Annotated in this window: 10 protein-coding genes; 8 read left to right on the top strand and 2 right to left on the bottom strand. The window is 64.9% G+C overall.

The window, feature by feature from the left end:
• Positions 1 to 15: 15 nt before the first annotated feature.
• Entirely contained in the window at positions 16 to 1,032 is a 1,017-nt protein-coding gene (gene glk, locus PSV38_RS17330; RefSeq protein WP_300549608.1) for a glucokinase, read from the bottom strand.
• 64 nt (positions 1,033 to 1,096) lie between these two features.
• On the opposite strand from glk, the gene PSV38_RS17335 reads away from it, so the two are divergent.
• Together PSV38_RS17335 and PSV38_RS17340 are read left to right on the top strand one after the other, a co-directional pair.
• On the top strand, positions 1,097 to 2,002 hold the full coding sequence (locus PSV38_RS17335) for a lysophospholipid acyltransferase family protein (protein ID WP_300549609.1): 906 nt from the start codon (positions 1,097 to 1,099) through the stop codon (positions 2,000 to 2,002).
• Positions 1,999 to 2,895, top strand: a complete 897-nt coding sequence (locus tag PSV38_RS17340; RefSeq protein WP_300549610.1) for a lipid A biosynthesis acyltransferase — start codon at positions 1,999 to 2,001, stop codon at positions 2,893 to 2,895. The genes PSV38_RS17335 and PSV38_RS17340 overlap by 4 nt, the downstream gene beginning before the upstream one ends.
• Before the next feature lie 49 nt (positions 2,896 to 2,944).
• Here PSV38_RS17340 and PSV38_RS17345 read toward each other — a convergent pair whose 3' ends face one another.
• Positions 2,945 to 7,012 (bottom strand): helix-turn-helix transcriptional regulator, encoded by a 4,068-nt coding sequence (locus tag PSV38_RS17345; protein WP_366526669.1) that lies wholly within the window; start codon positions 7,010 to 7,012, stop codon positions 2,945 to 2,947.
• Positions 7,013 to 7,096: 84 nt separating this feature from the next.
• Between PSV38_RS17345 and PSV38_RS17350 the strand changes: the two genes are divergently transcribed.
• From PSV38_RS17350 to PSV38_RS17375, 6 genes are all read left to right on the top strand, one after another.
• A complete protein-coding gene (locus tag PSV38_RS17350) occupies positions 7,097 to 7,711 on the top strand; it encodes a type IV toxin-antitoxin system AbiEi family antitoxin domain-containing protein (protein WP_300549614.1) in 615 nt (204 codons plus the stop codon).
• Positions 7,708 to 8,634, top strand: coding sequence for a nucleotidyl transferase AbiEii/AbiGii toxin family protein (locus tag PSV38_RS17355; protein ID WP_300549616.1), 927 nt, complete (start codon positions 7,708 to 7,710; stop codon positions 8,632 to 8,634). The genes PSV38_RS17350 and PSV38_RS17355 overlap by 4 nt, the downstream gene beginning before the upstream one ends.
• Before the next feature lie 82 nt (positions 8,635 to 8,716).
• On the top strand, positions 8,717 to 10,297 hold the full coding sequence (locus PSV38_RS17360) for a methyl-accepting chemotaxis protein (RefSeq protein WP_300549617.1): 1,581 nt from the start codon (positions 8,717 to 8,719) through the stop codon (positions 10,295 to 10,297).
• 36 nt (positions 10,298 to 10,333) lie between these two features.
• Entirely contained in the window at positions 10,334 to 11,197 is an 864-nt protein-coding gene (gene dapF / locus PSV38_RS17365; RefSeq protein ID WP_300549619.1) for a diaminopimelate epimerase, read from the top strand.
• Positions 11,198 to 11,228: 31 nt separating this feature from the next.
• A complete protein-coding gene (locus tag PSV38_RS17370) occupies positions 11,229 to 11,915 on the top strand; it encodes a DUF484 family protein (RefSeq protein ID WP_300549620.1) in 687 nt (228 codons plus the stop codon).
• A complete protein-coding gene (locus tag PSV38_RS17375) occupies positions 11,912 to 12,541 on the top strand; it encodes a carbonic anhydrase (RefSeq protein WP_300549622.1) in 630 nt (209 codons plus the stop codon). The genes PSV38_RS17370 and PSV38_RS17375 overlap by 4 nt, the downstream gene beginning before the upstream one ends.
• Positions 12,542 to 12,558 lie beyond the last annotated feature (17 nt).

Raw genomic sequence — 12,558 nt, forward strand, 5'->3', positions numbered from 1 at the left:
AATGACGCGCGCCGGTCAAATCAGCGCGCCGATGGCGGCGGCGCCCCGCAAGCCCAGGTCGGGCTCGGTGACCACGTGCACGGGGATGGTGTCCATCAGGTCCGCGTAAGGCCCTTTTTGCCGAAAGCCGACCAGGAAGCGCCCGTCCTGCATCAGGGGGCCCAGATTTTGCGCAATGCCACCGGCCAGGAACACGCCGCCCTTGGCCAAGGTGGCCAGCGCATAGTCACCGGCCACCACGCCATACGACAGCAGGAAATGGTGCAAGGCGTGCAGCGCGCGGGGCTCGCCATCCTGCTGGGCGCGGCGGCAGATTTCCTCACCCGTCAGGCCCAGGGTGTTGCTGGCGGTGGCGACCACATGTTGGTCCTTGACCAGGGCCTTGCCGCCGTCTTCCGTGTCCAGGAAGGTGTAGAAATTGGCCAGGCCCGGGCCCGACACAAAGTGCTCGGCCACGGGCCTGGCCACATGGGCCCGCAGCCGCATCAGGGCGCGGTCTTGTTCGGCATTGATGGGGGTGAAGCCGAAGTGGCCGCCCTCACCGGTCACCACCTGGTAGCGGCCGCCTTGGGGGGTGGCTTGCCAGATGCGGAAGGCCACGCCCAAGCCCGAACCCGCCCCAATCACCACTTGAGGCGCACCGGGCACGGCTTGGCCCGCCTGCAGGCACCGCAAGTCGGCGGTCGACAAGCCATCGATGCCACTGGCCGCGGCTTCAAAATCGTTGGCCAGCCGCACGGGGATGCCGCCCAGCTGTCGGCTGAGTGCGGCGGCGTCCAGGCGCCAGGGCAGGTTGGTCATCTGCACCACGTTGCCGCTGACCGGGCCCGCCACGCCAAAACACGCTGCGCGCAAGGGCTGGCCCAGGTGATGGGCCTGGTCTTTGAGGAAGCTGTCCAGCATGGCCTCGAAGGAGGCCACCTGCGCCGCCACATACCGTTGCGAGGCCACGATCTGGGGCTGCCCCGACGCGTCCAGCCGGGCCAGGCCCAGCAAGGTTTTGGTGGCCCCGATATCCGCGCACAAGATCATGCTGTCTCCTTTAGCGTGAACAGGCTCCCAGAATAGCCCGGCTCGCCAAGTAACATCGCGGCCCATGTCTCGCTTGTTTTTCATGCTGGCCCGTTGGCCGCTCGGCCTACTGCACCCCCTGGGTGCGGCCCTGGGCTGGATCACCTACGCGCTGTCGCCGTCCTACCGCCATCGGCTCAAAGCCCACACCGATCAGGTGGGTTTGAGCACGTCGCAGCGCTGGTCGGCGGTGGCCCATGCCGGGCGCATGGTGGCCGAGTTGCCCCGCCTGTGGGCCCGCCCGGCCGGTGTGAAGCTGGGCGACCGGGTGCGCTGGACCCACCCGGAGGTCGTCGACCTGGCGTTGGCCAAGGGCAAGGGCGTGGTGCTGCTGTCGGCACACCAGGGGTGCTTCGAGATTTGCGCTCAGGCCTACGCCGAACGCTTTGGAGCCCAGCAGCCGATCACGGCGCTTTACCGCCCGGCCAAACAGGCCTGGCTGGCCCGCATCCTGGAACACGCGCGCAACCGCGAGCACCTGCACACGGCCCCGGCCACGCTCACCGGCGTGCGGCAACTGTTGCGGGCTTTGAAAAGCGGCCAGACCCTGGGCATGCTGCCCGACCAGGTGCCGCCCGAGGGCTTGGGCGTGTGGGCGCCGTTTTTTGGAAAGCCCGCCTACACCATGACCATGGTTACCAAGCTGGCTTACCAGACCGGGGCCAGCCTGGTGTGGCTGCGGGGTGAGCGGCTTGGGTTCTGGCAGCGCCACAAAGTGGGCGCTGACTTCATTGTTCATGCACAAGCCCCCGGCGCAGCGTTGGTCGAGGCCGTGCGCCTGGGCGACCCGGCCCAATCCGCCATCGCGCTGAACCGTGAAATGGAAGCCATGGTGATGCAATGCCCCCAGCAATACCTGTGGGGTTACAACCGCTACAAGCAACCCAAGGCCGACATGCTGACCAGCCCGCCCACCAAGGGCGCCGCGTGAAGGGCCTGGGCGTTCGCTTGGCCCTGGGCCTGCTGTGGCTGCTGTCGTGGCTGCCCTTGCCGGTGCTGGCCGCGCTGGGCCGAGGGCTTGGTGCCTTGTTGCACCCCCTGGCCGGGTCACGCCGCAAGATCGCTCTGCGCAATTTGGCGCTGTGCTTTCCCGAGATGCCCGAGGCGCAGCGCCGTGCCCTGGTCAAGGAACATTTCCGCTGGCTGGGCCGCAGCCTGCTGGAGCGCGCGCTGTTCTGGTACGCGCCGCCCGAACGCATCAAACGCCTGATCCAGGTCGAGGGCGACATCGAGCTGGCCGAGCGCGAGTTCCAGACCACAGGCCGGGCGACCATGTGGTTGTGCCCGCATTTTGTGGGTCTGGACGTGGCCGGTGCGGCCATCTTGCTGCTGCAACAGCGCCCCGGCGCCTCGATTTACCAGACGCAGAGCAACCCGGTGATCGACGCGGCGATGAAGCGCGGGCGCCTTCGCCTGGGCGATGCCGAGATTTTTCCGCGCAGTGATTCGGTCAAGCCGCTGTTCCGCGCGATCAAGGCGGGGCGGGGGTTTTTCAACCTGCCGGACATGGACTTTGGCGCCAAGGACGCGGCGTTTGTGCCGTTCTTTGGGGTGCCTGCGGCCACCTTGCTGGCGCCCTCGCGGATGGCGCGCATGCTGAACATGGTGGTGCAGCCGGTGATCGCTGAGACGCTGCCGGGCGGGCAGGGTTGGCGCATTCACTTCTTGCCGCCGATCAAGGATTTCCCCACGGCAGATGCCGAGGCTGACACGGCGCGGCTGAATCGGATCATTGAGGCCGAGATTTTGAAACGCCCGGCACAGTATTTGTGGGTGCACAAGCGATTCAAAACCAGGCCGCCGGGTGAGCCGGGCTTGTATTGATTTTTCGACGGAAATCGTCCACCCCGTGAGGCCACAGGTGCTGACCGATCTAAAACCTCCAGTCCAGCCGCTCGGCCCTTTCGTCTTCGCCGCCCACCTGCTCCTCGTAGCTGTCCGCCAGCATGCTCAAAGCCTTGGCTGTGTGCGGGTGGTCGTACTCAATGGCCTTCGCCCAGTTGCGGTACGTTGCAGACTCGTGGCGCTCAAGAGCGCCGCCATCCCGGGGCATCCGCGCCGTGACACCACGCCGATTGCTCTTGCCGATGCGGAAGCCTTCGATCATCGGTTTGTTGCGAAACAAATCGATCACGTCGCGCACCGCTTCAGCCGGCCAGTTGCCGTCCACCCCGAGTGGAGAGGCTGACAGCATTTGCCCTATCCTGTCGTTGGCAATGTCTTCGCGTCCGACGGTCTTCGCCAGCGCACGAGCCTCCTTGATCCAAGCTTCCAGTATCTGGCCATCGATCGTGCCGTCATCACGAGTGCCAGGCAGGCGGTTCCAGAGATCCAGCAGTTGATAGGCTCGCTCAGCGACGGCGCGAGCGTGCTCTGGGTTTTCGGGTTCGGCGTCAACGACGCCGCTTTCTTCACTGGCCTTGAACACCACACTGAGCATCTCCACAAACAATGCAGGCTTTTCCGACAGCGCCTTCAGCAACACTTTGGCCGGCCGGGGTGAATACTCGAGCACGGGCAGATAGGCCCATTCGAGTGCGATCAACGTGTCCTGATCCACGTCGCCCCGCTCGTCGAGCAGCTGGAAAATCTCCGTGGAATAGTGTTGGAACATGGTTGCATCGTTCGCATCACCGTCGGCTGTGATAGGTTGCTGCGCCGCCTCGCGCAGCACTTCTATGAGCAAATCCGACGGCAGATGGACTTTTCTGGCGCGCGACGCCAGCGGCAGAGCATGACGGGCGCGTCCAACGGAGATGAGCTGGCGGATGGCAAACGAAACATCGCCGCTGTCGTCGCTCATCCAGAACACCGGTACTCGACGCCAGTAGCTGTCCTCGATGCGCTCGCCAGCCTGCGCCACCTGATCCCATGTCCAGCGTTGTACCGGTAGCGCCCTGAGGATGGTCAACAGCGCGACGTCACCCCACGCCTCGTTCTTTGCCTTGGCGATCAAAGCGGCGGCCCATGCTTCCTTTCGATCACGAAAGACAGGGAAGATCAGGCCGTGGCCGACGTCTCGCTCTTGATCGTTGCCGCTGCGCAGCGTTGCCTCCAGGAGTGCATCGACATCCGGCGCCAATAGGCCGCTGTCGTAAAGCGCCTGACCGATGAGCCCTGGCGTGCTGACCAGCCGCGCGAGCGCCAGGATGGCGCTCATGCCGCCCTGTGTGAACAACGCTTGCGCAGCCTGCTGCCTGGCAGCAGCGACGTCGCGCTCCATGGCTTGCCAGCCCTCTGTCGATGGTTTGGGCAGCGCGGCGGAGGGCTCGAACAGCCAGGCTGTGCGTTCAAGGGGATCAAGGGGTGCAAAGCGCTCGTGAATCGTGTCCAAACGATCAAGCACATCAGCAGGCATGGCCCATTCGGCATCCGGAAACTGCCGATGGTGGTGCAGCACACGGCGTGTGCTCGCCCAGAGCATCGCGCGATCAGCTTGATGGGTGATCTTGGGTTCTGCTGCCTCCAGCACCGCGAGCCCGGCGCCTGGACCTGGCGCCAGATTGTCCAGCCGATCGAGCAGAAGCGACCATCGCTCAGCGTTCACGCCCACGTCCGCGAGCAGCCGCTCGGTGATGGAAACCGCGCCGCGACCAATCAGCGCCCAGGTTGCAGTTTCGACCTTGTCGACCGAGAAGTCTCGCCATCGGGGACGGGGCGAAGGCGTAGATGAGTCGTGGTCACGCGGTAGAACGCCGAGCATCAGCTTCCACGCGGCATGGGGCTCTCGCTTTCGGAGCAGGTCGAGCGCACGAAGGCGTTGGTCAAGCGTGGCGTAGGTTTGAGGACTCCAAAGAAGGTGAATGACGCGAAGGCTGTTGGCAGGCCGGTTTGCGTACCGGCCCGGCGGGTTGTCGATGGTGTCGAGGCGCGCCAGGACATGGCTCACGCGCGGCATCAGTTCGGGCGACCAGGCCAGGGACTCCAGCGCCCACAGCAAATCTGACAGGTGTTCGGCGCCAAACACACCCCCTTCGTCGGCGCCGAACAATGCGCGGATGGGTGGATCACCTTGATCCAGGCTGTCCTCGATGGCACTCAGGAACGCCCCCGGTGAGGCCTCGGCCAGCAACCGGAAATCGCTGGAAAGGGACCACCACCTTTGTGGGTCGGCATCCCGCAACAACTTCTCGACAATGGCGTCGGCGCGCTTCTTGGCGTCGGACACGGTGCGGATCTTGTCCCCCCACAAGGCCAGCAGGATCAGTACCAGCCCGATGCCATGGCGCAGCGTGCCTGAATACGCCTGATGGACGCCACGCACGGCCGCCATCCAGCGTTCGCCAGGCTCCATCTCGAAACGTGGGTCGGCTGATCCGAGCACGGCATGCGCAGCAGCCTCAAAGCGCGCAAGGTCAGCGCTTGTGAGGTACGGCGCAAGCAGGTGCCACGCATCCCATGGTGACGCCATGCGCCAGCTTGATCCGATCTTCTGCAATGGGCTGTCCAGAACGCCCACATAAGCGGTCAGGGCAGCAACGATGGCCTCGTATGGTTGATCGGCGATCTCGGAGAGCCGCGCCTTGTCTGCAGCCACATCCTCGTCCCAGCCGCCCGCGAGCAACGCGGCCAGCAAAGCGCGGGGCGGGGTCTCTTGTGCCCATTGAGGCAAGCGCCCTGGCGCCCCCGGGGCAAGACGACGGAGGACCGCCAAATTGCGAGCGCAATCGCGCGCAAGGGCCTGAGCACGAGGCTCGGCGATCCCAGCAACCATCAGGGCGCTGGCGATCCCCTCTCGTGAGGGCTGGGCGAGGATGCGGACTGGTCCGTGGGCGCATGGCTGGTCGTCATAAGCCTGGAGTACATGGTGGCCATGCGTCGTCAACGTCTGGGCCAGACCGGGCTCGGGTTCGGTCAAAAGCAGGACCAGCGGCGCGGGCACATTCGCCAAAGCCCGGGCGCTGACGGCGGTGGTCGCCACAAGGCAGCGGGCCCGATAGCTGGCGGCCAGGTCTTCTGGCAACTCGCCGAGGGTGGCGTGAAAGAACGCGGCAACCTCATCCGTCGTGGTCGCCTGCAAGGAGAGCACAGACGGCTCGCCGCGCAACCAGCGCAGCACCTCGGCGGCGTCCTGGTCCCGGTCACTGAGAACCAGGTCCGCCGTCAACGGCCATTGGGTGGCGCGCGACCATTCTTCCCAGAGGTTGTCGAGTTCCCTGATCCCATCCGGGCGCTTCCCCAGGCGATTTGCCAGCCAGAGCCCCACTGCGGGAGCTTGTTCGATCCAGTGAACGAGGTCGTTGGCGTCGTAAGCACGGACTTCTCGCCAGACACCTTCAGCCTGGCGCGCCTTGGCCCAGTCATCTTTGCCGGGCCAATGACGAAGGGTGATGAACACGTAGGTGGCATTGCCGGGCTGGAGCGGGGCGGGCTTGTCCGTTCGCTTCTGATAATCCGCGTCTGCCTTCTGCACAATCTTCTCGCGCTGGCTCCCGAGCTCCCAGCCTGCATCACCGTGCGGCACATAGGCGCTACCAGTCTCGGTCGAAGTGGTGCCGTCCCACCCTGCGTGACGCACCCCCTCGTCGGAAGGAAAACGCAACTTGGCACCCGGGCCATGCGTGGCGCTGATCAAATAGGCAATGAGGGTTGGCAGGCTGAAAGCGCCGTCGGTTCGATCCGCCCAATTCGACAGATCCTGGGCACTCACCCAGCGGACTGGCGCACCGGGACGCCCGACTGGCGCGATGCGCGGCACCGCAGGCCCAATCACAGCGCCAGTGGCAAGAAAGCGAATGCCAGCGCCCTCCAAGGTGCCTCGAATGGCCTGCGCATTGTTGGCAACCGGGGTTCTCTGGCCTCGCTCAAAGTCGGCCACGGTGGACGTGGCCACGCCAGCCGCCTTCGCAAGGTCCTGCTGGGACCACGCCAGAAGCGCTCGGGCGGCCCGGACATGTTTGGGCGTGAGGTCGGAGGGGGGATTGAGCTCCATCATGGTCATATAAAATATATGACATCCGCTTTAATTTCGCAATGGTTCTATTTTGTTGACAAGTTATAAAATATGCCGACAATAGATAACAGCATGAGCGAACGTCACATCACCCATCGAGAGCGGGCACTTAGCCTCACCCGAGACCTGGGCATGGCGCGAGCGCGCGACTTCAAGGCCGCAGGCATCCCGTTGGTCTATCTGAAACGCCTGACCGATGCAGGCGACCTGGTTCGCCTTGGTCGCGGCCTCTACCAAGATCCAGTACGTGCAGGGGAGGATGTCGCCCACGATTTCGCTCACGCCGCTCGCCTGGTCCCGAGCGGCGTCATCAGCCTGGTCAGCGCCCTTCGCCATCACGAATTGACAACCCAGCTGCCGCACGCAGTGTGGATGACCATTCCCCACAAGGCCAGGACGCCGAACCTCCGGGGGCCAAAGCTTGAAATCGTTCGAGCGACTGGCGATGTCCTGACTGCAGGCGTTGAACACGTCCGCATAGAAGGCGTTGACGTGCCCATCTACAGTGTGGCGAAAACGGTTGCGGACTGCTTCAAGCATCTTCGCCACGTCGGCGAAGACGTCGCCATAGAGTCACTCCGAGACGCACTGCGGCAAAGAAAAACCACGGTGAGCGAGCTGATGGAATACGCGGCCCTGAACCGGGTCGCGCATCGGATGGGGCCCTGCATCAAGGCCATGCAATGACGGCCAAGGCGATCAACAACTCGGCAGCATCCATCCGGGCAAGGCTGCTGGATTACGCCAGGCGGCACGGCGCCGATTACCAGCGGATTTTGACGCGCTACGCCATCGAGCGTTTGTTGTTCCGGCTCAGCCAAACAGCCGCAGCTGAGCGCTATGTACTCAAGGGCGCCATGCTGTTTGTGACCTGGCCCGAGCACGCCTTCCGACCTACCGGCGACCTCGACATGCTTGGCCAGGGCGATCCGGACCCTGCCGCCATCACTGAACTTTTCACACGCATCTGCCTGGCAGAGGTCCCCACCGACGGCATCACCTTCGACCCGGCTACCTTGAAGGTCGAGCCAGCGCGCGAAGCCGACAAGTATCAGGGCGTCCAGTTGACTCTCAAGGGCGAGTTGGCCAGGGCAATCATCCACGTACAGGTGGACATTGGGTTTGGCGACCATGTCTACCCGCAACCGACACGCCAGACCTTCCCCTGCCTTTTGCCTGATCTTCCTGCTGCGCACATCCTGATGTACCCACCTGAGACGGTGGTGGCCGAGAAACTTGAGGCGATGATCCGCTTTGGGATGATGAACGGAAGAATCAAGGATTTTCATGACCTGTGGGTCACGACCCGCACGTTCTCGTTTGATTTACCCACCCTTGTCGAAGCGGTCGAAGGCACGATCCGACGCCGCGAGACCGCCATGCCCACCGACATGCCGATGGGTCTGACCGATGAGTTCGCAAGGGTCGCCGAGGAGCGAGGGCTTTGGAGTGGATTCCTGCGCAGAAATCCTCCGACCCTGCAACCGCCGCCCTTCGCCGATCTGCAAGCAGAGTTGCGGCGCTTCTTCGGCCCCGTGATCGCCAGCCTCGCGCTGCCGGAGGGGGCCAAGGGCCAATGGGACCCGCATGGCGGAGCTTGGCGTCAATAGCGAAACCGCAGCCCCCTCAAGTCCGGCCTTGTTTCAGCCGAAATGCAATGACGATACGTTTGCATTCTCGGAGACAAAAAAGATGGCATCTTGGATCACCTTCTTGCGTGGCTTTTCCATCCGCGCCCGCCTGCTGGCCTGCATGGCCCTGGTCGTGGTGATCGGCCTGATCGTGGGCGCAGGCACCTCCTGGCAGTTGTCGCAACTGCGCGGCGAGTTCGACGCCTTTGCCACCCAAGAGTTCTCGGCCACGCAGCGCATGAGCACCCTGGCCCTGCAATTGGGCCAACTGCGCGGCTTCGAGAAATCGGCCATCATCAACACGGGCGATTCGGTCTCGGCCTCCACCCACATCAAGGCTTGGCAGACCTCGCTGGCCACCACACTCAAGGCCACGCAAGAGCTGGCCAAGGTGGCCCCCAACGCCACCATCGCCGACCAAGTCAAATCGGTGGAAGCCAAGCTGCAAAGCTACGGCAAGGGCCTGGCGCCCACGCTGGAGTTGATCAACGCCTCGGCCATCACCTCGCCGGCCGAGGCCTTCCAGTCCAGCGAACCGCAGCGCACTGAGGGCGATGCGGTGGATGCCATCGTGGCCCAGCTCAACCTGGACATCGAAAAGCTCGCCCAAGCTCGCCGCGCCAAAGTCACCAGCAGCGCCAACAACGCCATCCTGTCGCTTTGGGCACTGCTGCTGTCGCCTGGCGTGATTTTTCTGCCGCTGATGGGCCTGACCATCGCCTCGGTCACCGGTCCGCTCAAGCGCGCCGAAGCGCACACCCAGGCCATTGCCCAGGGTGACCTGACGCAAGAGATCAACCCGCGTGGCCATGACGAAATCGCCCGCCTGATGCTGTGCATGAAGGACATGCAGGGCTCGCTGCGCACCATGGTGGCCTCGGTGCGCCAGTCATCCCAGAACATGCTGGTGGCCAGCACCGAAATCGCCGCCGGCAACCAGGACCTGTCCGACCGCACCGAGCAGGCCGCCTCCAACCTGCAGCAGACGGCCTCGTCCATGGACCAGCTCAGCACCACCGTGGCGCAGTCAGCGCAGTCGGCCAACGTGGCCAACACCCTCGCCGACACGGCCTGCCAGCGCGCCGAGCAAGGCGGCCTGGTGGTCGACAGCGTGGTGCTGCAAATGGCCGACATCAGCAAGGCCTCGCAGCAGATCAGCGACATCATCGGTGTGATCGATGGCATCGCCTTCCAGACCAACATCCTGGCGCTGAACGCGGCGGTGGAAGCCGCCCGCGCTGGCGAGCAAGGCCGTGGCTTTGCCGTGGTGGCCAGCGAAGTGCGTCTGCTGGCCAAGCGCAGCGCCGATGCCGCCAAGGAGATCAAGGGCCTGATTGGCCAGTCGGTGGACCGCGTGGAGGTGGGCTCCAAGCGCGTGAAGGACGCCGGCAATGTGATGGTCGAAATCGTGGACGCGATCCGCCGCGTCACCCAAGCCATGGGCGAGATCGCCGACGCCACACACCAGCAATCCCTGGGCATCAGCCACGTGGGCGAATCGGTGAGCCAGCTCGACCAGATGACGCAGCAGAACGCCGCCCTGGTCGAACAATCGGCGGCGGCCGCCGACAGCTTGCGCCAGCAGGCCCAGGGCCTGAACGACGCCGTGGCACGCTTCCAGGTGGACATTCGGCCCGCCTGACGCGCACAAGGCCCGGCGCGGCGGATAATCGCGCCCATGAAGCTGCGCTTTACCAAAATGCACGGCGCGGGCAACGATTTCATCGTGCTCGACGCCACCCGGGGGCCGCTGCCACTGAGCGCGGCCCAATACCGTTTTCTGGCCGACCGCCGTTTCGGCATCGGGGCCGACCAGATCCTGATCGTCGAGCCCGGCTCAGCCGAGCAAAACACCGACTTCACCTACCGCATCATGAACGCCGATGGCGGCGAGGTCGAGCAATGCGGCAACGGTGCCCGCTGCTTCGCGCGCTATGTGCACGACCACCAGCTCACCAGCAAGACGAAGCTGCGCGTGCAGACCATGATGGGTGTGATCGAGCCGCAGTTGCAAGACGACGGCCGCGTCACCGTGGACATGGGCCAGCCGGTGCTGCAACCCGACCAGGTGCCCTTCAACAGCGTCGGCCTCACGCCCAAGCTGGTCAACGGCTGCGAGCTGTGGCCCCTGCCTTTGGCCGACTACCCGGTCGACGTGGCCGTGGTGTCCATGGGCAATCCCCACTCGGTGCTTCGCGTGGACGATGTCGACCACGCGCCCGTGGGCGAGATCGGCCCTCAGATCGAAGGCCACGAACGCTTCCCGCGCCGCGTCAACGCGGGCTTCATGCAACTGGTCGGCCGCTCGCACATCAAGCTTCGCGTGTACGAGCGCGGTTCGGGCGAGACCCTGGCCTGCGGTTCGGGCGCCTGCGCCGCCGTGGTCGCCGGCATCCGCCTGGGCTGGCTGGACGCCACCGTGGACGTTGAAACGCGCGGCGGCCTGTTGACCATCCAATGGGCGGGCATCGGCCACCCCGTGCTGATGACCGGCCCGGCCGCCACCGTCTTCGACGGCGAAATCGACGTGCCCGCGCTTTGAAGCGCCGACTCAAACCAAACCACACGCCACCATGACGACACCCCTGCAAGGCATCACCGAAGACGACATCGCCAATTACCTGGTGCACACGCCCGGCTTCTTTGAGCGCCACGCCCAGTTGCTGTCCAGCGTGCAGTTGACCAGCCCGCACGGCCTGCGCGCGGTGTCGCTGCAAGAGCGCCAGATGGAAATGCTGCGCGACAAGAACAAAGGCCTGGAGCGTCGGATCATGGAGATGATCCGCCACAGCCAGGAGAACGAGGCCATCGCCCAGCGCCTGCACCACTGGGTGCGCTCCGTGCTGATCACCCACGATGACAGCGCCCTGCCCGATGTCATGCTGGCCGAACTGCAGCGCGAGTTCCTGATCCCCCAGGCCGCCGTGCGCATCTGGGACACGCCCACCGTGCCCGTGCGCGAAGCCCTGCGCGAGTTGCCCACTGCCCAAGCCGTGAGCGACGACGTGCGCAGCTTTGCCGCCAGCTTGAGCCTGCCCTACTGCGGCGTCAACGCAGGTTTCGAAGCCTCGAAGTGGATGCCCGACGCCAGCACCATCACCTCGCTGGCCATGATCCCGCTGCACCACCTGGGCCAGACCTACGGCCTGCTGGTGCTGGGCTCGCCCGACCCCACCCGCTACACGGCCGACATGGGCGTGGACTTTTTGCAGCAGGTGGGCGAGACCGCCAGCGCGGCCCTGGCGAGGTTGCTGGGATGAGCTCGACCGCCCAAGAAGCCCTGGCGCGGCTGCGTGAAGGCAACCAACGCTTCGTGGCCAGCATCCAGTCCGGCCAGCCCTTGCTGGGCCCCACCAAGCCCATCGAGCTGGGCCAGCCGCAGAACCCGGTGGCCATCATCCTGGGTTGCTCGGATGCACGCGTGCCGGCCGAACTGGTGTTCGACCAAGGGCTGGGCGACCTGTTCGTGATCCGCGTGGCGGGCAATGTCGTGGCGCCTTCGCAGGTGGGCAGCGTGGAGTTCGCGGCCTCGCGCTTTGGCACGCCGCTGGTGGTGGTGCTGGGGCATTCGGGCTGCGGTGCCATCATCGCCACCATCGAAGCGCTGCAAAACCCCACCGGCAGCGCCTCATCGCGCAACCTGCACTCCATCGTCAACCGCGTGAAGCCTTCGGTCGAAGGCCTTTTGGCCACCGAACTTCGGCACGACATGGGCCAGTTGGTGCACCACGCCGTGCGGGCCAATGTGCGTGCTTCGGTCAACCAGTTGCGCCACGGCTCCGAACTGCTCGAACAACTCATCCAGCAAGGCAGCCTGGCCGTGGTCGGCGCGGAGTACTCGCTGGAAACCGGCACCGTCGAGTTCCTGGACGACTTGGGCGCCTGACGCGCCCAGCTGGCCGT

Source organism: Aquabacterium sp., from assembly GCF_029946005.1.
In the GTDB taxonomy this organism is placed as follows: Bacteria; Pseudomonadota; Gammaproteobacteria; order Burkholderiales; family Burkholderiaceae_C; genus Aquabacterium.